The 23,912-nt window shown below is 36.2% G+C and carries 23 protein-coding genes; 10 read left to right on the top strand and 13 right to left on the bottom strand.

What is annotated here, in order from left to right; all coding sequences use genetic code 11:
- The first annotated feature begins 299 nt into the window (after window positions 1-299).
- Window positions 300-1,445 carry an A/G-specific adenine glycosylase gene (gene mutY / locus FNL60_RS01720; protein WP_002267522.1) on the top strand — a complete coding sequence of 382 codons (1,146 nt, stop codon included), beginning with the start codon at window positions 300-302 and terminating at the stop codon, window positions 1,443-1,445.
- A 191-nt stretch (window positions 1,446-1,636) separates the two neighbouring features.
- On the opposite strand, the gene FNL60_RS01715 is transcribed toward mutY, so the two are convergent.
- From FNL60_RS01715 to FNL60_RS01695, 5 genes are all read right to left on the bottom strand, one after another.
- A complete protein-coding gene (locus tag FNL60_RS01715) occupies window positions 1,637-2,686 on the bottom strand; it encodes a zinc-dependent alcohol dehydrogenase family protein (RefSeq protein ID WP_002280328.1) in 1,050 nt (349 codons plus the stop codon).
- 97 nt (window positions 2,687-2,783) lie between these two features.
- A complete protein-coding gene (gene trxA / locus FNL60_RS01710) occupies window positions 2,784-3,098 on the bottom strand; it encodes a thioredoxin (RefSeq protein ID WP_002263363.1) in 315 nt (104 codons plus the stop codon).
- Window positions 3,099-3,172: 74 nt separating this feature from the next.
- The gene (locus tag FNL60_RS01705; RefSeq protein WP_002280329.1) at window positions 3,173-5,503 is read right to left on the bottom strand and encodes an endonuclease MutS2; all 2,331 of its coding nucleotides are present in this window, start codon (window positions 5,501-5,503) and stop codon (window positions 3,173-3,175) included.
- A gap of 67 nt (window positions 5,504-5,570) precedes the next feature.
- Window positions 5,571-6,116, bottom strand: coding sequence for a CvpA family protein (locus FNL60_RS01700; protein WP_002263361.1), 546 nt, complete (start codon window positions 6,114-6,116; stop codon window positions 5,571-5,573).
- Window positions 6,113-6,418, bottom strand: coding sequence for a hypothetical protein (locus FNL60_RS01695; RefSeq protein ID WP_002280330.1), 306 nt, complete (start codon window positions 6,416-6,418; stop codon window positions 6,113-6,115). The genes FNL60_RS01700 and FNL60_RS01695 overlap by 4 nt, the downstream gene beginning before the upstream one ends.
- Window positions 6,419-6,613: 195 nt before the next feature.
- Between FNL60_RS01695 and rnhC the strand changes: the two genes are divergently transcribed.
- The 8 genes from rnhC to FNL60_RS01655 all read left to right on the top strand — a co-directional run bounded on the left by rnhC (window position 6,614) and on the right by FNL60_RS01655 (window position 15,518).
- Window positions 6,614-7,525 carry a ribonuclease HIII gene (gene rnhC / locus FNL60_RS01690; protein ID WP_002280331.1) on the top strand — a complete coding sequence of 304 codons (912 nt, stop codon included), beginning with the start codon at window positions 6,614-6,616 and terminating at the stop codon, window positions 7,523-7,525.
- A gap of 19 nt (window positions 7,526-7,544) precedes the next feature.
- On the top strand, window positions 7,545-8,132 hold the full coding sequence (lepB, locus tag FNL60_RS01685; RefSeq protein ID WP_002263358.1) for a signal peptidase I: 588 nt from the start codon (window positions 7,545-7,547) through the stop codon (window positions 8,130-8,132).
- An 85-nt stretch (window positions 8,133-8,217) separates the two neighbouring features.
- Window positions 8,218-10,581: an SF1B family DNA helicase RecD2 gene (gene recD2, locus FNL60_RS01680; RefSeq protein ID WP_002280332.1), complete on the top strand. Its 2,364-nt coding sequence runs from the start codon at window positions 8,218-8,220 to the stop codon at window positions 10,579-10,581.
- A gap of 98 nt (window positions 10,582-10,679) precedes the next feature.
- Window positions 10,680-11,150, top strand: a complete 471-nt coding sequence (locus tag FNL60_RS01675; RefSeq protein WP_002263356.1) for a hypothetical protein — start codon at window positions 10,680-10,682, stop codon at window positions 11,148-11,150.
- 874 nt (window positions 11,151-12,024) lie between these two features.
- Window positions 12,025-13,017 (top strand): PTS sugar transporter subunit IIB, encoded by a 993-nt coding sequence (locus FNL60_RS01670; RefSeq protein ID WP_002265466.1) that lies wholly within the window; start codon window positions 12,025-12,027, stop codon window positions 13,015-13,017.
- A gap of 34 nt (window positions 13,018-13,051) precedes the next feature.
- A complete protein-coding gene (locus FNL60_RS01665) occupies window positions 13,052-13,870 on the top strand; it encodes a PTS mannose/fructose/sorbose transporter subunit IIC (RefSeq protein WP_002263354.1) in 819 nt (272 codons plus the stop codon).
- Between the two features lie 14 nt (window positions 13,871-13,884).
- On the top strand, window positions 13,885-14,811 hold the full coding sequence (locus FNL60_RS01660; RefSeq protein ID WP_002265465.1) for a PTS system mannose/fructose/sorbose family transporter subunit IID: 927 nt from the start codon (window positions 13,885-13,887) through the stop codon (window positions 14,809-14,811).
- Window positions 14,812-15,149: 338 nt separating this feature from the next.
- Window positions 15,150-15,518, top strand: a complete 369-nt coding sequence (locus FNL60_RS01655; RefSeq protein WP_002263350.1) for a DUF956 family protein — start codon at window positions 15,150-15,152, stop codon at window positions 15,516-15,518.
- Window positions 15,519-15,755: 237 nt separating this feature from the next.
- On the opposite strand, the gene FNL60_RS01650 is transcribed toward FNL60_RS01655, so the two are convergent.
- Window positions 15,756-16,829 carry an acyltransferase gene (locus tag FNL60_RS01650; protein WP_002269481.1) on the bottom strand — a complete coding sequence of 358 codons (1,074 nt, stop codon included), beginning with the start codon at window positions 16,827-16,829 and terminating at the stop codon, window positions 15,756-15,758.
- Window positions 16,830-17,353: 524 nt separating this feature from the next.
- Here FNL60_RS01650 and serS point away from each other — a divergent pair.
- The gene (gene serS / locus FNL60_RS01640) at window positions 17,354-18,628 is read left to right on the top strand and encodes a serine--tRNA ligase (RefSeq protein WP_002280333.1); all 1,275 of its coding nucleotides are present in this window, start codon (window positions 17,354-17,356) and stop codon (window positions 18,626-18,628) included.
- 565 nt (window positions 18,629-19,193) lie between these two features.
- On the opposite strand, the gene FNL60_RS01635 is transcribed toward serS, so the two are convergent.
- The 7 genes from FNL60_RS01635 to FNL60_RS01605 form a co-directional block, all read right to left on the bottom strand.
- A complete protein-coding gene (locus FNL60_RS01635; RefSeq protein ID WP_002279083.1) occupies window positions 19,194-19,463 on the bottom strand; it encodes a hypothetical protein in 270 nt (89 codons plus the stop codon).
- Between the two features lie 32 nt (window positions 19,464-19,495).
- Window positions 19,496-19,771, bottom strand: coding sequence for a Blp family class II bacteriocin (locus FNL60_RS01630; RefSeq protein ID WP_002280334.1), 276 nt, complete (start codon window positions 19,769-19,771; stop codon window positions 19,496-19,498).
- A gap of 530 nt (window positions 19,772-20,301) precedes the next feature.
- Complete coding sequence (locus FNL60_RS01625) at window positions 20,302-20,661, bottom strand: hypothetical protein (RefSeq protein ID WP_002280335.1); 360 nt, start codon at window positions 20,659-20,661, stop codon at window positions 20,302-20,304.
- A 43-nt stretch (window positions 20,662-20,704) separates the two neighbouring features.
- A complete protein-coding gene (locus tag FNL60_RS01620) occupies window positions 20,705-20,884 on the bottom strand; it encodes a hypothetical protein (RefSeq protein ID WP_002280336.1) in 180 nt (59 codons plus the stop codon).
- A 798-nt stretch (window positions 20,885-21,682) separates the two neighbouring features.
- On the bottom strand, window positions 21,683-22,711 hold the full coding sequence (locus FNL60_RS01615; protein ID WP_002280337.1) for a thioredoxin domain-containing protein: 1,029 nt from the start codon (window positions 22,709-22,711) through the stop codon (window positions 21,683-21,685).
- A 484-nt stretch (window positions 22,712-23,195) separates the two neighbouring features.
- Entirely contained in the window at window positions 23,196-23,384 is a 189-nt protein-coding gene (locus FNL60_RS01610) for a Blp family class II bacteriocin (protein ID WP_002280338.1), read from the bottom strand.
- Window positions 23,385-23,547: 163 nt separating this feature from the next.
- Complete coding sequence (locus FNL60_RS01605; protein WP_002312088.1) at window positions 23,548-23,739, bottom strand: Blp family class II bacteriocin; 192 nt, start codon at window positions 23,737-23,739, stop codon at window positions 23,548-23,550.
- Between the last annotated feature and the right edge of the window lie 173 nt (window positions 23,740-23,912).

Raw genomic sequence — 23,912 nt, 5'->3', positions numbered from 1 at the left:
AATTGTTATAAAGTTACTGCCTGCTGTCTATTCTTTGTCACCATTTTTATAGCGACCTACATCAATCATTAACATAAGCGCCACCTCCTTGTAATCAACAAAACTGACATTACTATAGACCTTTAGTCTCCGTTTTTATACCGCGCAATATTTAATCTTACCATAGAATTCCTCCTTTAGTAGATTTCTTATCTTTTTTCTAAATCTATTTTATCGTAACCGCTTACATTTGTCAAGAATAAAACTTTAAAAAATACAACTTTTTTGGAAAATAAAAGGGCATTTGATACAATAGATTTATGTTAAATCTAAGTGACTACGGCATTGAAATGTGGAATCAGGATAAAATTATTTCCTTTAGAAAGACTTTATTAACTTGGTATAATCAAGAAAAACGTGACTTACCTTGGCGCCGCACTAAAAACCCCTACTGCATATGGGTATCTGAAATTATGCTTCAACAAACACAAGTACAAACTGTCATCCCCTACTATGAGCGATTTTTAGACTGCTTTCCTACCATTGAAAAATTAGCTGACGCTCCTGAAGAGAAGTTACTGAAGGCTTGGGAAGGTTTGGGCTATTATTCTCGTGTTCGTCATATGCAAAAGGCTGCCCAGCAAGTTATGACTGATTTTGATGGCAAATTTCCTTCTACCTACGAAACAATCGCTCAATTAAAGGGCATTGGTCCCTACACAGCGGGAGCTATTGCTAGCATAGCCTTCGATTTGCCCCAACCGGCCGTTGATGGCAATGTTATGCGCGTTATAGCACGCCTATTTGAAGTGAATTATGATATTGGAGAGGCTAAAAATCGTAAAATTTTTCAAGCCATCATGAAAATTTTGATTGATCCTGAACATCCCGGAGACTTCAATCAGGCTCTAATGGATTTGGGAACAGACATCGAATCGGCGAAAAATCCTAGACCTGCAGAAAGTCCTATTCGTTCCTTCAATGCAGCCTATTTACATGGAACCTATGACAAATATCCAATCAAGAAGCCTAAGAAAAAACCTAAACCCATACAAATTCAAGCCTTTGTCGTACGAAATGCCAAGGATGAATTTTTACTGGAAAAAAATACGCAGGGACGACTGTTAGGTGGCTTCTGGTCCTTTCCCATTATGGAAACAGACTTTATTGGACAGCAACTGGACTTATTTGACAATCATGATGTTGTTCTAGAAACCTTGTCACAAAAGGCTACATTTGAGCAAGATTATAAACTCAAGCCCACTTGGTCTGACCTAGCTTTCACACCAGTTAAACATACATTCAGTCATCAAAAATGGACTATTCAACTTAAGGAAGGTTTTGTGGAAATGGCTGAGCTGCCAAGTAATAAAGAAGTTCGCTGGGTTGCTATGGAAGATTTTGCCAATTATCCTTTTGCCACACCTCAGAAAAAAATGTTAGCTGAATATCTCAAAAATAAATAATAGTTGACCTACTTGAAAAACCATAATACTCAGAATTTGTCCATTTATAACCTCACAAACGGATAAACTGAAATCAATCAATTATTATAAGCACAAAGGCCACTGATTTTGTTTTTCAGTGGCTTTTTAAGAGACTTATAAAAAATATTTAACACCAAACAAGTTATAACGATAATGTTATTGAGACAAAATCATTTGCTAACGACAACCATAGACTTAATGGTCTTGCGCTCCTGCATATCCTTATAGGCTTGATCAATATCATCTAAGCTGTAAGATTGAGTGAAGACCTTTCCTGGATTAATCTCACCATCAAGAACAGCCTTGAGAAGAACCGATTTGTCATAAGTCGTTACTGATGCTGGTCCACCTGCAATAATAGCGTTTTGGAAGAAGTAATCGGAAAGATTAATATCTTTGGTATGTGGAACACCCACGCGACCGATAGCTGCACCTGGACGGGCAATAGCTAACGCTGTTTCAGTAGACAGCTGAGTTCCGACACATTCAAGAGCGGCATCAACACCATCGCCATTTGTCAGTTCAAGAACTTTAGCTACACCTTCTTCGCCGCGCTCTTCTACAATATCAGTAGCGCCAAATTCCAACGCCAATTCCTGACGATCCTTGTGGCGACTCATGATAATGATACGTTTAGCTCCACGCATTTTAGCTGCGATAACAGCACAGAGTCCAACCGCTCCATCGCCAACAACTGCAACCGTATCCCCCTTTTGAACATTGGCCACGCGCGCTGCATGATAGCCTGTTGGCATAACATCCGCCAAAGCTAAAAGCGAAGCAATCATGCCTTCTGAATAATCGCTAGGTTGACCCGGAATTTTTACTAAAGACCAATCAGCATGAGCATAACGAACATATTCGGCTTGATAACCACTTGAAAAGTTTGTTGACCGATCGTGTCCTTGACAACCTCCTTCAAAACCAGCACGACAAGCTGCACAATGACCGCAACCATGCGTGAATGGTGCAATAACAAAGTCTCCTTTTTTCACTGTATTAATAGCAGAGCCAACTTCTTCAACGATTCCGATAATTTCGTGACCTGAGTTGGCTGAATGCGTAGCTTTGTCATCATCTCCACGATAAGACCACAGATCAGAACCACAGACACAAGCACGGACGACACGGATGATCGCATCATCAACTTCAATAACACTTGGCTTCTCAATAGTTTCAATGGCCATTTGACCAGCTTTTACAAACACTGCTGTTTTCATTTATTTTCTCCTTTTTGAAATTTGCTTCATTATAACATTTGGAGTGGACTCTAAGTCAAGTTTTTATCAAAAAAACAGGCATTGAAGCCTGCTTATACTATGCAAGTTCGGCTACAATAGCCTTAATTTGATCTTTCGTATGAACACCTGCAACTTGTTTGACAACTTCGCCATCCTTTTTAAAAAGCAAAGTTGGAATCGACATGATGCCAAAATTTTGTGCTGTATTAGGATTTTCATCCACATCAAGCTTAACAATTTTGAGTTCATCTTCATCCAATTCTTCTGAAAGCTGTTCCAAAATTGGCGCCTGCATAAGACATGGACCACACCATGTTGCCCAAAAATCAACAAGTACAAGTCCCTTAGCCGTTTCAGCTTCAAAAGTTGCATCTGTAACTACTTTTGTCATATATTATTTCTCCTTCATCATTTTGATAAGCCTATTCTACACTAAAAGATTATATTTGCCTAATATTTGCTACGCTATTTGAAAGTCACGATTGTAGCGCCCGAACCACCTGCATTTTGAGGAGCATAGCCAAACTCCTTAACTTGCTTATTACGGCGAAGATATTTAGTTACGCCATCACGGATAACACCAGTTCCGATACCATGGATGATGTCAACCTGAGCCATATTGTTCAAGAGTGCCTGATCAATGAATTCATCTAATTCTTGCATCGCTTCTTCATAACGCTTGCCACGTAAATCAAGTCTAGCACTAGGAGCCTTTTGAGAAGTCCTTTTGACAAGGTGAGCTTGTTTTTTCTGCGATGCTTGGGCTTTGTCTGATTTCACTAAATCAAACTCTGACTCTTGTAAAGTCATTTTGATCAGCCCTACTTGTGCTTCCCAACGACTATCTTTGAAGCGCTTAGTAAGCGTTCCTCTTTGCCCATAACTGCTGACAATAATATCATCTCCAACTTTCGCAGCACGTTTCTTCTTAGCTTTTTTAAGAACCTTATTTTTCGAAAGCTCTATCTCGGGAGCCAACTTCTTGAGCTTGCCTTTAGCTTCAATAATTTCATGGGGCTTAAGTTGTGCTTTGTCTTGAAGATTTTTGAGAATAAAATCACTCTCTGCAAGAGCCTTGTCAACAATCTCTTGAGCCTTTAGTTTGGCCTTACGCAACTCTTTGTCTTGTGCATGTGAGAATTCATTATAAAGTTTTTTGACGGCTCGATTAAATTTGAGATTTTCCTGCTCCACTTCACGAATATTATCCAAACGTCTGCGACTTTCAATGGTTTGATTTTCCAAACGTTCAATAATTTTATTAACATCTGAATCCGTATTCGTCAAATTTTCCGCTTCTGCAACAATAATTTCAGACAAACCTAAACGACGTGCAATCTCAAAAGCATTGGATCGTCCCGGTACTCCTTGCATAAAATGATAGGTGGGGCTGAGCGTCACCATATCAAATTCCATACTCGCATTTTCAATAAATTCTGTTTCGATACCATAGGCCTTAAGCTCTGGATAATGGGTGGTAATCATTGTTTTAATATCTGATAAGCGTAAATGTTCCAGAATACTCATGGCCAAGGCTGCCCCTTCTTGTGGATCTGTACCAGCACCAAGTTCATCAAAAAGGACTAAGCTGTCTTTATTGGCCTTTTGCAGAATTTCGACAATATGTGTCATATGACTTGAAAAAGTGGATAAACTTTGCTCAATGGACTGTTCGTCACCAATGTCTGCAAAGATGTCTTTAAAAACAGCAACCTTACTTCCCTCATCAGCCAAAATAGGAAGACCTGACTGAGCCATCAGTTGCGTTATTCCCAATGTTTTTAACATGATGGTTTTACCGCCCGTATTAGGACCTGTAATTAAAATGGCTGTTGTATCATGTTCAAAATGTAAATCATTGGCAATTGGATTGCTTAGCAGAGGATGACGTACACTCAAAAGACGGATAGTTTGATCCGTTGTTAAACTAGGAAGACTGGCTTGATTTTCTCTCATATAAAGGTATTTCCCACGAACAAAATCAATATGTCCAAGCAACCAAGCATTATTACCAATAATATCTGTTTGTGATCTTAGCCTATCGGATAAATCATGTAAAATGCGAGTCATTTCATGGCGTTCGTCTGCACGCGCCTGAGTCATCTCTTCATTTAAATTAACAACAGCTCGAGGTTCAATGTAAACCGTATTTCCTGAAGCTGAAATATCATGAACAACGCCTGCAATACGATGACGATAAGTATTTTTCACTGGAAGAACACTGCGACCACTGCGACTGGCAATAAGGTTTTCAGCCAATAAATCACCTCGTTTCTTCAACATTTCTTGAAGAATTTGACGAATTTGTTGTTCATTTTGGTGAATATGATGACGAATTTTAGTTAATTCAGGACTAGCAAAATCTTCAATAAAGCCACCATCATTGATGGCTTGTAAACTCCCTTGCAAATCAGGAAACGTTTCAATCTTTTCAAATAAGCAATCCAAAATTTGCAAATCAACATTTTCTAAATTATCATAAAAGTCCTTGAGCTCTGCTGACATCTGCAAAATACGTTTGACAGCCAAAAGCTCTTGAGTATTGAGATCCGCTCCTAATTCTAAACGACGTAAACTTTCTGAAATATCCTGACTGTGCCCAAAGCCAAAGGAAGCATATTCCTGAAAAATCTGTGCTACATCTGCAATTTCGGCAAAAGAACGTTCAATTTTTTCCTGATTGGTCATAGGTAATAAATCGTTTAATTCCATTTGCCCTTGCTCACTCTGCAAAAAATGAGCAAATTGCTTTTTAACCTTATCAAATTCTAAGGCTTTTAAAATCTTTGTATTCATGGAACTATTATAACATAATGGCAAAAAAGCTAAGCTTCTAAAAATGATAAAAAAGCGAGGACAAACCTCACTTCACTATTGTTGTTACCCAAAAATAATTAATAAACCAAGAAAACAGGGGGAAGTCAATCAGTAAACGAATCATTAAACTTTCAGATAAAATATTTTGAAGACTCGACATAGGAATGGCTGCCAAAACATTCAAAAAAAGACTAACAGTCAGCATAGTCACTAATACTGCCATTGCACCACTAAAATAATTGAGAGTTTCCTTATTAAAACGGTCTGTTTTCACAAGATGAACAAAAATCCCCAATAAGCGAAAAACAAAATAAACCAATACGTAAATAGTAAAAAAAGCCAGACCCGCATAGAATACCTGATCCAATTCAAATAAATTTACTGTTTTAAAAAAGGCAACAGAAGCATTCTCACTAGCATTGGAATATGGTATCCAAAGAGTTAATACATTTGCCAGCCTTTTATAGTAAACGATTGCGATTCCCAAGGAAATTAGACTTGCTATAACATAATAAGTCTGTAAAATAATACCCCGATGATAGCCAATGTAAAAATTCCAAGCTAAAAGCAGAAGAATTAGCAGCGAAATCATTTTTTAGCTCCGCTTCGTTGAGCACGATCTTTAAGAATAGATAATTCTTTTGTCCTGAATTTTTCTAATTCTTCCTCCTTTTTATCAAAGTCAATTTCTCGGCTCAACTGAGTTGATAAAGCATTAATGGCCATCAAGATAGCTATTGTTTCATTGTCTGCCTGAGGCAATTTCTCTTTGATAGCATCATATTTTTCTTTAGCAACACGTTCAATTTCTTCCATAAATAGATTATCTTTATCTGTTGTTAAAGTGAGTGCTTTTTCACCAAATATGAATTTGTAACGATTTTTGCTTGTCATAATTCCACCTCAAATTTATTATAGCGTAAAATGAGTTTTTCGTAAATTAGAGATTTTGAGATTAATGGTTAAAAGCCTATAAAATAAGGAATTATCTTTTAAAAATTTTATAAAAAACTTTTAAAAGATAATTTAATCATAAATATAACATCAGATTTCTCCAAAGATGACCTATTTTATGCTAAAATGTATCTTATGAATACTTTTGTTTTGCAACTTGATGAAGGAACCATTCAACATTTGATTCAAATATTGAAAGAATATCAAGTTCAAAATGCCAATCCTTATATTCGCTTTGCAGCTAAGTTTAAACAAGCAACGATTTTAATTTATGCTTCTAGAAAGGTCGTTTTCCAAGGTAAAAATGCCTCAGCAGTCGCTCAAGAACTTGGTTACAAGCCAGTTGTTCATAAGTCCAATCAAGACAATATAAAAAACAAGCAAGATTGTTCTTTGATTGGTTCTGATGAAGTTGGTAATGGTTCTTATTTTGGTGGTTTGGCTGTTGTTGCCAGTTTTGTGAAGCAAGCTGACCATGCCTTTTTAAAAGAATTAGGTGTTGATGACTCCAAAAACTTAACAGATGTTAAAATTAAACAGATCGCTCCTTTATTAGAAGCCAAGCTGCCACATAAAGCACTTTTATTGTCCCCTCAAAAATATAATGAGGTTGTTGGTGATAATAAATTACACAATGCTGTTTCTGTTAAAGTCGCTTTGCATAATCAAGCTATTTTCCTTTTGCTCCAAGAAGGATGGCAACCTGATAAAATCGTTATTGATGCCTTCACCAGTCCCAAAAATTACCAAAAATATCTTAAGAACGAAAATAATCGTTTCTCCAACCCACTGACCCTTGAAGAAAGGGCAGAAGGAAAGTATTTAGCAGTAGCTGTTAGCTCTATTATTGCTCGTAAACTTTTCTTAGATAACCTAGATGAGTTGAGCCAAAAAGTTGGATTCAACTTACCTAGTGGGGCTGGGCAGCAATCTGATAAAATTGCCAGCCAAATTTTAAAAACTTATGGTGAATTAGGTCTAGAGACAACTGCCAAACTACACTTTAAAAACACAAAAAAAGCTTATCAATTATTAAAAAAAGAATAGGAAGAAGATATAAGATATTATGAAAAGATTTTTAAAAGAATGGGGCCTTTTCTTGGTCATCATTTTTGCATTGCTACTCCCGCGTCTCTTTATCTGGTTTCCTGTCCAAGTAGATGGACATTCAATGGATCCTACCTTAGCCAATGGGGAGCATCTCATTGTCGTCAGGACAACTTCTATCAAACATTTTGACATTGTTGTTGCTGCTGAAGGCAATAAAAATATTGTCAAGCGTGTGATTGGCATGCCCGGTGATACCATTACCTATGAAAATGATATGCTTTCTATTAATGGGAAAAAAGTCAATGAAACTTACCTCAAGCAATACAAGGATAAATTTGCCAAGGACAAACTCCAAAAGACTTATGCCTACAATCAGTATTTCCAAGAATTAGCTTCACAATCAACAGCTTTCACAACAGACGAACAAGGAAACGCCAGCTTTACGATTAAAGTACCAAAAGGACGTTACCTGCTTTTAGGTGATGATCGCATTGTCTCTAAAGACAGCCGCCATGTTGGAACTTTTGCTAAGAATAAAATTGTTGGTGAAGTTAAATTCCGCTTTTGGCCTTTAAACGCTATTCGTTTCATTTCAAATAAATAAAAAGTTTTTATCTCTAACGGAAGCAGAGTACAGTTCAGAAATCTTTTGAACTTATTCCGCTTCCGATTTTTAATAAGGAAATATTATGACCTATTACTTTTCAGGCACCATTGACCGTGTTATTTTTGAAAATACCAGCAATTTTTTTAAAATTATTCTTCTGGAAATTGACGATACTGACAGCGATTTTGATGATTTTGAAATTATTGTGACAGGTACTATTGCTGATATTATTGAAGGAGAAAACTATACTTTTTGGGGTGAATTGACCCAGCATCCTAAATATGGACAGCAGTTAAAAGTGGAAAGATACCAGCGTGCTAAACCCTCTTCTGCTGGTCTGATTAAGTATTTTTCCAGTCAGCATTTCAAGGGAATCGGGAAAAAAACAGCCGAAAAAATTATTCACTTATATGGTGATGACCCTATTGATAATATTCTGGAAGATCCTGATAAGTTAGAAAGCATTAGTGGACTTTCTAAGGCTAATAGAGAAAATTTAGTTAGTAAACTTCGTCTTAACTACGGTGCTGAACAGATTCTGGCAAAATTAGCAGAATATGGATTAAATAACAAAACAGCTGTTCAAATTTTTGAACGCTATAAAGAAGAAAGTTTGACTATTATTACTGAAAATCCTTATCAACTGGTTGAGGACATTCAAGGCATTGGATTCAAAATGGCTGACAAATTAGCAGAACAAGTAGGTATTAACAGCGATGCTCCTCAGCGTTTTCGTGCTGCTCTTGTTCATACTCTTTTAGAAACCTCTATTGACAAAGGTGACACCTATATTGAAGCCAAAGAATTACTCGAAAAATCTCTTTTTATTCTTGAAGAGGTGAGACAAATCGAACTGGATCCCAGTCAAATTGCTCAGGAACTGACACAATTAATCTCCGAAGATAAGGTACAAAATATTGGTACTAAAATCTTTGATAATACGCTTTTTTATGCCGAATCAGGCATTCATAAGCATCTTACCCGCATTCTGGATAGACCACTTGAAAAAGAGATCAGCAGCCAGGACATTCAAACTGAAATTAAACATATTCAAGCAGAATTTAATATTAACTATGACAAAGCACAAAAAAACGCTATCCAAAAAGCCATCCAAAGCAAGGTTTTCCTTTTAACAGGCGGTCCAGGAACCGGAAAAACGACTGTCATCAATGGAATTATTAAGGCTTATGCTAATTTGCATCAAATTGACCTGCAAAAAAGTGACCTACCTATTATTCTGGCTGCCCCGACTGGTCGTGCTGCTAGACGGATGAATGAGCTAACAGGTTTACCTAGTGCCACCATTCACCGGCATTTAGGACTTAATGGTGATAGTGAATATCAGGCACTTGATGTTTTTCTGGATTGTGATCTCATTATTATTGACGAGTTTTCTATGGTTGATACTTGGCTAGCCAATCAATTGTTTAGTGCTATTGCTTCAAATACACAAATTGTTATTGTTGGTGATAGCGATCAGCTCCCATCCGTCGGTCCAGGTCAAGTTTTGGCTGATTTACTGAAAATAAATAGATTACCGCAAGTTTCCTTAACTAAAATATTCAGGCAATCTGAGGACTCAACCATTGTCACACTTGCCAACCAGATTCGCCAAGGTCGTCTACCAACTGATTTCACAGCTAAAAAGGCCGACCGTTCTTATTTTGAAGCGCAGAGCACTCACATTCCGCAAATGATTCAAAAGATTGTCAGTTCTGCCCTTAAAAGTGGTATAGATGCTCAGGAAATACAGATTTTAGCACCGATGTATCGTGGGCAAGCAGGTATTACGCATCTTAATAAACTGATGCAAGATTTGCTCAATCCTTTAAATAACCAGTTAGAATTTCAATTTAATGACCTTCATTTTCGTAAGGGCGATAAAGTACTTCATCTTATCAACGATGCGCAAATTAACGTGTTTAATGGTGACATTGGGTACATTACTGATCTTATTCCTGCAAAATATACAGAGTCCAAACAAGATGAAATGATTCTGGATTTTGATGGAACTGAGATTAACTATCCTCGCAATGAATGGTTGAAAATAACACTCGCTTACGCTATGAGTATCCACAAATCTCAAGGCAGTGAATTTAAAGTAGTTATTCTTCCTGTCACACGCCAAAGCGGCAGACTTTTGCAACGCAATCTCATTTATACAGCTATCACACGCTCAAAAAGCAAACTTGTTATGTTGGGAGAAATTGCAGCCTTTGACAACGCCATCAAAAATGAAGGAACTAAAAGAAAAACTTATCTTATTGAACGCTTTAAGAAGGATGAATGCAGTGGCCACCATAACACCGAGAAAAATAAACAAGGAGTAAAAGAAAGTGCAGCTATATTAAAAGAAGATTTTATTTTGACAGAAAGAAATATCTTAACGATTGACCCTATGATTGGCTTATCTCAAGCTGACATTGACTTATTTTTTAAGAAATAATAGCAAAGATAAATTCTTCCTTGCCTATTTCCATCTACTTTAGTTTATGTTAAAATAAGCTTGTATCTATTAACATAAGCTTATTTTTGGAGGTTTACATGATATCATACGAAAAAACAGCCCGAGCTTTTAAAAGCAGCACTATTGCTATCGCTGTTCTTAATATTTTGACCTTTGTCTTGGGGCTTTGGGGATTACTTGGCATTGTTTCCATACAACAAGCAATGAAAAATGGAACCATTGATAAATTTAACCTAACAGCAAAACAACTAGCTGCAGTTAAACAAAGTATTACACCATTATCTATCTCGATTACTATCTTGGCAATTATTATTGCTGCTACAATTGCTGTCTTTTGTTTTCTTAATCTTTCAAAATTAAAAAAGCAACAAACTATCAGCTTTATTCCTTACTATTTGGGTATTGGTATTAAAACGTTTGACATTATCTATAGCCTTATCTTTGGAACATTTGCCGTTTTTTCATTAATTATTCAAATTGCTTTTATTGTTCTTTATTTCTATACTATCCAAAAAGCAAGGATACTAGCAGAAAAAGAAGAAGCTTAAAGTTGACGTAAAACGCTCATTTTCTTACTTAGAGCTGGCAGTTTCATACATTTTAATGCTAAAAAAGAGTGTGATAAGAAGTAAAAATCTTAGATTTTCTGACTTCTATATTACGCTCTTTTTTGCCTATCTCAAGCAAGAACACTTCAAAAATTCTATTAGTTTCTTTCAATTTCCATAAGAAATCGAATATAGTAAATTTAGTACTTATTTTTTTAAACCTATATTCCAGAAACTATTTTGTCGATGAGAAATACTCTATCTTAGTAAAAGAGAATGGAATAGGCTTTTATGATTGCTGTGCAATCACCCACAAAATAGTATAAATCTATAAGATTACGTATAAAAAATCGGTAAGCCGTCATGAAATGGCAATACCAATTTTGTTATTTCGCTTTCGCAAAATTGATTAGGTAATCTCCAATCATCCACTGCATTAAACGGAAAAACACAACACAATAAAAAAGTCGGAATACTTTGTCCCAATCTCAATAAAAGAACAGTTTTCGCCGTGATAAAAAGAATATTAACCCTCAGAGGCAATATGGGACGATTTTTGAGGTCTTTAGTTTGATGTTTAGTATAAAACTAAACTAGTGCAAAATGCAACAGTCATAGTATTGACATTCGTTTTACCATTCCTACCACTTAAGGAAACAGTTAAAAAGATTGTTAATACAAGTTCTTATATTTTAAATAGACAAAATGATTACTTTTGCTGTTTTTTGCTGTCTTTTGAAAATTTCTTTCAAATGCTATTGCTTTTTTTATGTAAACGTTTTACAATAATAATGTTCTTAAATTTCTTTAATTAAAGAGAATAACATTATTCTTTTTATCTGAGAAAAAATATTTAAAAGGAGGAAGAACAAGAATGGCTATCGGAATCGTTATCGCCAGTCATGGCGAATTTGCCGCCGGCATTCATCAATCTGGTTCTATGATCTTTGGTGATCAAGAAAAAGTTCAGGTTGTCACTTTTATGCCAAGTGAAGGACCTGATGATCTTTATGCCAAGTTTAACGATGCAATTGCTGCATTCGATGCTGATGATGAGATTTTAGTACTAGCTGATCTATGGAGTGGTTCTCCATTTAATCAGGCCAGTCGTGTCATGGAAGAAAATTCTGACCGTAAATTTGCTATCATTACTGGGCTTAATTTGCCAATGCTTATTCAAGCCTATACAGAACGCATGATGGATGCTGCTGCAGGCGTTGAACAGGTTGCTGCAAATATCATCAAAGAAGCCAAAGACGGAGTTAAAATCCTTCCTGAAAAATTGCAGCCTCAGGAAGAAGCTCCTACAACATCTGCTAAAAAGGCAGCTCCTCAGGGTGCTATCCCCGAAGGCACTGTCATTGGTGATGGCAAACTTAAAATTAACCTTGCACGTGTTGATACACGACTTTTGCACGGACAAGTTGCGACTAACTGGACGCCGGCTTCTAAAGCTGACCGTATCATTGTTGCATCTGACACAGTTGCTAAGGATGAATTACGTAAGGGATTAATTAAGCAAGCTGCACCTGGCGGTGTCAAAGCCAATGTTGTACCAATTAAAAAATTAATTGAAGCAGCAAAAGATCCGCGTTTTGGAAATACACATGCACTGATCTTATTTGAAACACCGCAAGAAGCTCTTGAAGCAATTGAAGGCGGTGTTCCAATCACAGAATTAAACATTGGCTCAATGGCTCACTCAACTGGTAAAACCATGGTTAACAATGTAATATCTATGGATAAAGATGATGTTGCAACTTTTGAAAAGCTACGTGATCTCGGAGTTAAATTCGATGTCCGTAAAGTGCCAAACGATTCTCAAAAAGACTTGTTTGAACTCATTGAGAAAGCACATGTCCAATAACTTTATTTATTAAACAACGAAAGGAACTAGAATAATGTCAGTTATTTCTATTATTTTGGTCCTCATCATCGCCTTCCTTGCAGGTCTTGATGGTATCTTGGACCAATTTCAATTCCACCAACCACTTGTATCTTGTACCTTGATTGGTTTAGCATCTGGTCACACAGTTGCAGGTATTATGCTTGGGGGAACCTTGCAATTTCTTGCTCTTGGTTGGGCAAATATCGGTGCTGCTGTTGCTCCTGATGTCGCACTCGCTTCAACTGCAGCGGCAGTCATTATGATTAAAGGAGGAGATTTTTCACAAAAAGGTATTACCATTGCCTATGGTGTTGCAGTCCCTCTTGCTATTGCCGGTCTTGCACTAACAATGGTGGTACGCGCTATTTCAATTGGTATCGTCCATGGAGCCGATGCTGCCGCAAAGAATGGTAATATTCGTGCTGTTGAACGCTCACATTATTTTGCTCTTCTTCTTCAAGGTCTTCGTATCGTTTTCCCTGTTGCCCTGCTTCTTGCACTCCCCGCTAATCATGTTAAATCAATACTGGAAGCTATCCCTAGTTGGCTATCTGATGGTATGACTATTGGCGGTGGTATGGTAGTCGCCGTAGGTTATGCAATGATCCTTAACATGATGGCTACAAGAGAAGTCTGGCCATTCTTTATTATCGGTTTTGTTCTCGCCGCTATCCCAGATACACAAATTACTTTGTTTGGACTTGGTATGATAGGTGTAGCACTTGCCATGATTTATATCGCCCTTACTAATCAAACTGGTAGAAACAGTAGTAGTGGACAAGCGTCTTCCAGTTCAAACGATCCAATTGGCGATATCTTAGAGGATTACTAGAAGGGAGCATTATAATGTCAGAAAGAATTCAACTATCAAAATCTGATCGTCATAAAGTATGGTGGCGTTCAACCTTCCTGCAAGGTTCTTGGAACTATGAACGGATGCAAAATTTAGGTTGGGCATATGCTTTGATTCCAGCTATCAAAAAACTTTATAAAAACAAAGAAGATCGTGCTGCCGCCCTTGAGCGTCATTTGGAATTTTTCAATACTCATCCATATATTGCTGCTCCTATCTTAGGAGTAACACTTGCTTTGGAAGAAGAGAAATCAAACGGTACCAAAGTGGATGATGCTGCTATTCAGGGAATTAAAATCGGTATGATGGGACCATTAGCCGGTATCGGAGATCCCGTTTTCTGGTTTGTTCTTCGCCCAACACTGGGTGCCCTTGGGGCTTCTCTTGCAATATCAGGAAACATCCTAGGACCAATCATCTTCTTCTTTGCTTGGAACATTATCCGTATGGCTTTCTTATGGTATACACAAGAGTTTGGCTATAAAGCAGGGACAGAAATTACTAAAGATCTCTCAGGAGGGATTCTCAAAAATATTACTAAGGGGGCTTCAATCCTCGGTATGTTTGTTATTGGGGCACTTGTTCAGCGTTGGGTAACGATTAATTTCGCGCTGAAACTCCCATCAACTAAATTAACGAATGATAATGGAGCCACTTATATACAATTCCCTAAAGACAGCGAAGTTATTCATAGTGGTCAGCTTCAAAAGATACTTCAAGGTGTTAAAGATAATTTAAGCTTAACAAATGTAAAAGTGGAAACTTTACAAGATCAATTGGATAAATTACTTCCAGGTTTGATGGCTCTTCTACTTACACTTCTTTGTATGTGGTTGCTTAAGAAAAAAGTTTCTCCAATTGTAATGATTCTTGGACTGTTCGTTGTAGGTATTGTTGCACACGTCATTGGATTGATGTAAGCATCACATTCCTAACTAGATAAAACCCTCTAAAGTTAATAAGCTTTAGAGGATTTTTCTTAGACTATTTAATTATTCTTTAAACTAAAAAAATTGTCAACTGTAAAAACAAGGCACTGCTAGATAAGTTCAATAAAATAGTAATATGCTTTGAAAAACTCATGATAGGGCGCTGTGTTGATGAGGCTAGTTTCGCTGCTTCCATCTCCCACCTCAAAAGCTTCTCCTTGGACTAGCCGTAATTTAGCGATACAAGCTAGTTAGGAAACGCCAAATAACAAATAGCGCAGTCCTCCGTTTTTTGATATAATAAAATATATTTATTCAGGAGTAAATTTATGGCACAGTCAATTAATACAAAAGTTGAATACACAGGCAAAGGTGTATCATATTTAGGCGTAGGTGGCAAAGTGGGAAAATTTCTTCTTGGCGATCGTAGCTTTGAATTCTATAATGATGCTAATGTGGAACATTTTATCCAAATTCCTTGGTCTAGTATTATTGAAATAGGAGCCAATGTCAATCGGAAAAAGGTCAGCAGACACTTTGAAATTATTACGGACAAAGGAAAATTCCTCTTTGCCTCATCTGATTCTGGTAAAATTCTAAAAATTGCAAGACAGCATGTTGGTAATGATAAAGTGGTTCGCTACCCTAGTTTACTTCAAAAGATTGCTAGCTTCTTTAAACGAAAAAAGAAGGGTTAGAGTAAGAAAATGTAGAATGTTAAGTTAGACCAATCATCTAACAGCACATCCTGTTTCAATATTCTAACTTTTTTTTCTTCAGCTTTTTTTGTTATTTTAATTGCAAATCGAAAAGATCTAGTCAATTTTCTCTATAAATTCTCATAGGATATGCTGGAAAGAAATCATATTCAGCAGTTTCTAGACAACTTCATCAAAATCAAACTGTTATCAAGATAAAAAAGGTCATTAGGCCTTTTAATTGTCAAACGGCAGATAAGTATCCAATTTAAGAATAAGGTGTCTGACCTTAAGATAAGCAAAAAGTTTTATCCGTAAAAGCTCAACTAGAGTCGAAACGAGGTAAATAAGGAGCGCCATCCCTAAAATCAAAAAAGGAAAAAGCCATATAGGAGCAGTCACAAATGACTCAAAACCATCTTTTAAAAGAAATTTAACCAAAAGGGGATTTAGATGAAAAAGATAAACTCCTAATGTTGCCGGCGCCATTCGTTTAATGATTCTAAACAATCTACTAGTCTTTTTAATATCTAAAGTGACAAAAAAGATAAAAATAGTCACTGCCTCACAAAGAAGAGTGGGAGAGGTATACCAGTACCAGATATCTCCAATAAATACTTTGGTTATAAAAGTCACTGCCATTGCCATTAAACACAGAAAAAGTAAAAATTTACGACTGAATAAACGCTTTAAGTCAAGCCGCTTCAAATAAGCTCCAATAATGTACAGTACACTCAACCAGTTCATACTAAAACCCTTAGCAAATGAAAATTCATCTACTTTGGTATTCAATAATGCAGGAAGAACAGAAAAGAAGATGATCGCTAAAAGGACAATATGTTTCAAATCTTTGGTATTCAACTTTCTTAAAGCTAGATTCAAAATAGGCATAAAAATCAAGAGTCCAAAATAAGCTGTTACATACCAATATTGACCTGTGATAATAGGGAAGAAAGCCTGTATCCAATCATGGTATGTTATAGGCTTTTGCAAAAAAGTAAAAAATAAGATAAATAATAAAGTATAGAAGAAGACCTGTAACCACAATGAGAGACATTTTGAATAACGATAAGGTGAATCAACACCAACGTAACCACTAATCAAAGCATAGCAATTAACCGCACTATAGGCAGATACTTGAATTCCCCATGTCACAAAATAATAAAGGTCAAAATTCTCTTTTACAGTTGAGCGAATGCCGCCTATCCCCAAAACATGCGTCACCACAATCATAAACATGGCAAAAATACGTAAGAAATCTATTCCAGCATTATATGGTAAACTTTTTATTTTTTCATTCTTCTTATTCATAATGCTTTATTTTAACATAGGAAAAAAGTGAGTGGGAAAATGTTTTCATTTTGAGAAACTTTGTTAATTGTCTTTCATAAACTGAAATTTTCCAACATCATTTTTTAAACAATCTTTATTTACATTCTTTTTTAAATCCTGTATAATAAGAACAACGGATAAGTAGGTCCTTTTCTTTTGCAGAAAGTCTGCGGCAGCTGCGAGCAGATAGAGTGATTGACCGAAATTCTACCGTTATAGATGATTCCATCCAGTTTCCAAGACTGGAATGAGACAATCTTTATTAAATGATTATCGTAATTAAGAGCACAGTCATTGTGAAGCTGGATGGAACCGCGCCCAAGCGCTCCAGCAAGAACATGTCTGTGTTTTTTATAAAATATAGAAAGGAAGGTTTGGTTAGGTAAAAAAGTTAACTGAACCTGCCCTATAAGCTGTGCAAAAAATAGTTTTTCCTAGAAAACAAACGTTCATTGTCAAAATTCCTATTTTTGCTTTGCTTTTTTGGGCTTGGTATCTTATTTATGTTAGACATTAAACGCATTCGTAATGATTTTGATCAAATTGCTGAAAAATTGGCAAGACGTGGGGTTGATGAAAAGACACTACACGATTTGAAAGAACTGGATCTTAAACGTCGCCAACTGCTTATCAAATCAGAAGAAGCTAAAGCTGAACGCAATACTGCTTCTGCAGCTATCGCTCAAGCTAAGCGTAATCAAGAAGATGCATCAGAACAGATTGCTGCTATGCAAAAATTATCTGCTGAAATCAAAGCACTTGACGCCCAATTGGCCGAAATAGATGAGCAATTGAAAACATTTACAACAACTCTCCCAAATATTCCAGCAGATGATGTCCCTCTTGGTGCTGACGAAGATGAAAATGTTGAAATGCGCCGCTGGGGAAAACCACGTCAATTTGATTTTGACATCAAAGCGCACTGGGATCTTGGCGAAGATCTTGATATTCTTGATTGGGAACGTGGTTCTAAAGTAACAGGTTCGCGTTTCCTCTTTTACAAAGGTTTGGGAGCCCGCCTAGAACGTGCTATCTATAATTTCATGCTAGATGAACACGCTAAAGAAGGCTATACAGAAGTTATTCCGCCTTATATGGTCAATCATGATTCTATGTTTGGCACAGGACAGTATCCAAAATTTAAAGAAGATACCTTTGAATTAGCTGACAATGATTATGTCTTGATTCCAACTGCTGAAGTGCCTTTAACCAACTACTACCGCGGTGAAATCATCGATGGTAAAGAGCTTCCTATTTACTTTACAGCCATGAGCCCTTCTTTTCGTTCGGAGGCTGGTTCTGCTGGTCGTGATACGCGTGGACTTATCCGCCTCCATCAATTTCATAAAGTAGAAATGGTCAAATTTGCCAAACCAGAAGATTCTTATAATGAATTGGAAAAAATGACAGCCAATGCTGAAAATATCCTGCAAAAATTAGAATTGCCATATCGGGTTATTACCTTGTGTACTGGCGACATGGGCTTTTCGGCTGCCAAGACCTATGACTTAGAAGTCTGGATTCCCGCACAAAATACTTATCGTGAAATTTCATCTTGTTCCAATACAGAAGATTTCCAAGCACGTCGTGCGCAAATTCGTTACCGTGATGAAGTCGATGGCAAGGTGAAACTTCTTCACACCCTAAACGGTTCAGGACTGGCAGTTGGACGTACCGTTGCTGCCATTCTTGAAAATTACCAAAATGCAGATGGTTCCGTGACGATTCCTGAAGTCCTTCGTCCTTATATGGGTGGCACTGAGATGATTGTTTCTTAACTGATTGCAACAATCTTATTAAGTTAATCCTTAATACTATATATAAAATATCATCTGAATGAACACCAGCAACATTAGTTCATTCAGATGATTTATTTTTTAGCGTGCTAAACAATAATCAAATTATAGGATTGCTATCTACTTATTATGAGGATTTTGTGGTATACATACATCACTCCCATTTGTGGCTACTTATAGGTAAGTAGAAATTAAATATAAGAGATGAACTCTTTACAAGGGGCATAAAAGGCCTCAGTTTTTATCTGATAATGCCTTTTAACAAAAGCAACATTAGAAATAGAAAGATTGGCGCCCAATAATTCTTTGAATAAGGAAATCTCTTCTATGAGTAATAATAACCTGAATGCTATGTGAGAGACGTTAGGTTATTAGATGTAATATACGGTCATCTCCTTAAAGATAATTTAACACACAAAAAAGGACATCTACCATTTAGTGTAAATAGTAGATGTCCTTACCTTAATTGTACAAGCAACTTCTTCTTGTATTCAAAAATAAAGGTTTAACGAGTACTGCAGTTGAGAATCAACCAAATCTGCCAGTTTTATTCACAAGCAGTTGCACCTTGAAGGATACCACCAATTGCACCATAGGTTCCACCAAGTAAAGCCCCTGCTGCAGGACCGACTCCGCCACCTTCTGCAGCAGGAGCAGAAACAGCAGCACCTATAGCTGCTCCTGCTCCTGCCCCTGTAAGAGCGCCATACACCATACCACCCAAAACTCCTGACGTACATTGCCAATCGCCACCTTGTACCTTAGCAAGCAAATCTGCATTTAATACATCAAAGTGTTCTAATGTTTGAGTTGTCATAAGATACCTCCTCTTTTTTTGTAGTGAATAAATTAATTACAATATTGTGACGCACCATATAATCCATTGCTAATACCACCTAAAACAGCACCAATACCCGCACCTGCTGCAGGACCGATTCCACCACCTTCTGCAACAGGTGCAGAGACAGCAGCAGCTATAGTTGCACCTGCTGCGCCACCTGCGAGGGCTCCTTCTATAACCTTACCAGTTGTTCCTGCAACGCATTGATTAACACCACCACCTTCAACAGCAGCGAGTGCTTGAGCGTTCATGTTTTCAAAATTTTCCAATGCTTGAGTTGTCATAAGATAAACCCCTTTTCTTTTTATTTGTCAGCTTTCTCATCTGACAAGCACATTATAGAAACTTTTTAATAGCTTGTAAACCCCAATAGTCTAAAGAAAGTTAGAATTAATGTTTATGTTAAAGAGAAGAAAAATTATAGATTGTTTATTAAACTTTCAAATAAATTAGTTAAAAATAAATAGACTCTATTAGTTTACTCAGAAAGAAACAATACTTGTTCATCGAAGTTATTATTTCCTTTATGAAGATTTTCAGAAATAATTGACAGTTTCAATAAAGTTATTTTAACTTCAAACTTAGAATAACTAAATATTTATAAGACACCAAGCGTGACTTTTTGAGCTTTAGAAAAACAGATACTTCGAAACCAAAAGACTCCTCGCTTTGAACATACAAATAGAGAGAACCAACTTGATCCTCTCTAGATGTTAGATTAGCCACCTACTACAATTGAAAATGTGTCAAATGTTTTCTGTAGACTTTATCTTCAGTTTGAAACTTATTTGGAACAGTATTAACTGTCATTAAATCAATCCTTCTTCTTTTTGGCTATCCATCTAATAATTCCAGCAACTAACAATACTGTTATTAAACCCAAAGCGACAATAATTACCGTAGAGTTCACCATAGTGGGTAAGGTGTCAATTCTATTGATTAAACGCATGGCAGAAAGGACAGCGAGAAGAAGTAGCGCAGAAGATTCAATGCGGATAAGTGAAATCATCTCATTATCAATTGCCCACAAAAAGCCTGGAAAGCAAACTAATGCAATCGCTATTACAAATAGATTTGATAATTTCTCCTCACCATTGTTAATAACTGTCATCATAAGAATGTTTGATATGATGATAATTGCTATACAAATGATAAAAGAACTTTTTCTTCTCACGATAACTACCTCAAAACGTAGACTAATTTAACCAATGCCTAAGTTAGGATGCCAGACCATAACCAATGTATGCACCTGATGCTGCACTAAGACCCCAGTAAGCTACTGCTCCCCAACCAATTGGACCGGTAGCCATACAAACAGCCATAGTTGCAGCACCATAAACCGTAGCGCCAGCAAAAACACGATCCCAATTGACTCCGCCTTCTATACCGGCAAGCATATCATCTAAATTTTTATTTATAGTTACTATATTAAGTAATTTTAAGAAAAAATCAAGAAAATTTAAGATTCAGCATAAATGTTTAATATATTTGAAACATCTAGAGCATTTTTCTTTAAATTAAAGTAAAATAGAAGTCTAATAAGTTTACAATTAAAATTTAAGACAGATCAACTTCCTTTTCTTTCTTACGACTCTAAAACTAACAGAGAAAGAACATTCTCTTGTTTCCTACAGATTTAACGAGACTTCATGATTAATCACAAAGAATCAAAATAGAGCTTACTATGAAAAATAAGGTGCAGATGAATGCAGCCTTTTTATAAATTAAATAAAGTAAAGTAATGATATCAGTAAACGACGACTACAGGATTAAAGTATTTTAATACTTGACAAATAGCATATGTCAAATCAATAAAAAGATAGAGTAAATTAGACATATTAATCACTACCATAAAATGATATTGTATGCACCTAATCTGAGAGTTTCAGGAACAGTTATTACCGCCAGTTCCAGAAATATCACTCAATTTACCGCTAAAGTCAGATTCGTATGCACATTGCCAGACACAGCTTCCACCTTCAATACTAAAAAATAGTTCCCTATTCATAAAACCCTTTTTCATTTTTTAGTTTCTTGCCTAATTGCACAATCGATATCTTTAATAACAATATAACAATTTATTTTTGAAGTGGAGTAAAATATCCTATGTTTTAGGCATAGGCAGTATAAACAGTCCTAGCTGCAGATACCAACATGACAAGTACCGTGCAATGAGTCACGTCATATCTAACCTTTTAAATGTTTAACTTTAATAAGGCATCGCGAATAAGTGATAATATTTGTGTGATAATTTTATTGAGTGTGAGTGACTTTTTACTTGTTTTATCAGCTATCGTTTGAGAAAAATCTGATTTTTTCGCTATTGGATCAGGTGTTTCCCCTCTTTTTTGGTTAGGTGCAGGTTCACCGCTTCCTGGAACAGCTGTAACCTTCTCGTCAGTAACTTTGGTATTCTCTTTATCTGTATTTGGTGCTTCTGCAGGAGCGATCCCATTATTTTCAGATTCATATTCTTTTTTCTGGATTGTATGACTATATAACTTGTTATACAGGTTTTGTGCTGTAATACCGCTACCTACCCAACCAGATATTAACTGACCTTTATCAATATATAAAGTAGTTGGAGTAGCAAACATACCTACTTTTTTAGTGAGAAATTCCTTGGCTGCAACCGTAAAATCGTCCCTATCTGTATTATAATAATAAAGTTGAGAACCTGTTAAACCATTAAATTCTTTTAAAACCGGAGAAAAATCCCGACAGTAATGACAGGTGGGACGACCGATATACAAAATGTAGTCGTTCTCTGAATCATCAAACATGTGATAAACATCTGCCATACTGACAGCTTTGAAATTAGCAACATTTGCTTCGTATTCTTCAACGGAAACTCCTTCTGATACTGTATTCTTGCTATCTGATGTTTTTTCAGTTGATGAGCTGGTATCCACCTCTTGTTGAGGCGGCTGAGAATTTTCTATAACTTGGTCAGATATCTCCAAAGAAGTTTCGCGAACACTATTTTCATCACTGCGTTCGCTCTTATTCTCAGAAGAAATAACTGTCGAAGCAGTCGTTGCTGCTGGTGCTACTGTTTCCTGAACAACAGTAGCACCAGCACTTTGAGTTTCTGTTGTGACTGCAGGTGCAGACACTTCCGTTTTTTCTATTCCCTGAGGAGTTTCCTCCTCTGCATAAGCAACACCAGCTGCTAGTAATAATAGCGAGGCCGAACATAATAATAGTGTTTTATAATATTTCATTGTTTACCATTCTCCTTTTATAATAGAATTTAGCCTTACTCTTTAAATATTAGAAACTAGCTCAATCTGTTATTTCCTAGAATCAAAAAAGTTCAATTAATTATCATATTCCCAAACAATAGAATAATACTATTCCAAAGAATTATTTTATAGGCCTTTTATTTTTCGTTTCTGTCTTAATATTTCTAAAACAATTACTACTAATCATATGTAATTTTTCCTAATGATAGCTGCTGAATTAATGATGTATCAATATAAAAAATAAAATGTCGCAAAGGTAATAAGAAATCAAGTATATTTTTTTAATTTTAAAATAGATATTATCGCTATTTGGAAGAATCCCGAAAAAATAAATACAGAAGATAGAACTCTACGCAAATCAAGGTTAAACTTACAAAAATATCAGTACTGCGAAAAATTCCAACTATCCCTAATATCATAAAAATAGCTAAACCTACTTTAGTTCTCATTACTTTAACTTTTATCAACAAAAACTTCCCACTGCAATTGTACCGGCTGTCATTGCAACTCCAACAGGACCTCCAACTACTGCTAAGCCATCATAAATACTTGCTCCCACAAGGGCAGCACACCTAGGATCTCGACCACCACCTTGAATATTTTCCAATGCATCAGTATTTAATATTTTAAAATTATTATATTGTTTTTCCATAGTAAGCGCCCCTTAATTATTTACATAAAGCATAAGCTCTATAATATCGAAAGTGGGTTGACCTACTATAGATATTATAGAGCCGTTTTTTCATTTTTTCTTCCAAAGACTATAAGCTAAACCAATAGCTAGGCCAATTAAAAGGCATAATACATTAGACATATTAATTACCTCCAACAAGTTCACCGTATGCATCTAAGCCACCAACGGGGTTACCACCTGCACCAATGAGACCACCAACGCCACCTGAAAAACCAGCTTTATCGGCTCCTTTCCAACTACATCCCCCACCTTCAATAGCTGAAGGTACTTGACTATCCATGACGTCAAATTGTTCCAATACGTGTGTATCCATATGATAAACACCCCTTTTTCATTTTAAATATTGTCTAGTTGTGCAACCAACATCTTTAGTATAACAATTTATTTTCAAAATGGAGCAAAATATCCTAAACGGTAAAAATGCCAAATTTCTATTAGAAATTGACAAATTGACCCTTCCTGACAAATTAGCAACTTTGCCTGTAC

It is taken from the genome of Streptococcus mutans, from assembly GCF_006739205.1.
GTDB classification, from domain to species: Bacteria; Bacillota; Bacilli; order Lactobacillales; family Streptococcaceae; genus Streptococcus; species Streptococcus mutans.
This window is presented reverse-complemented; position numbering and strand designations above follow the sequence as displayed.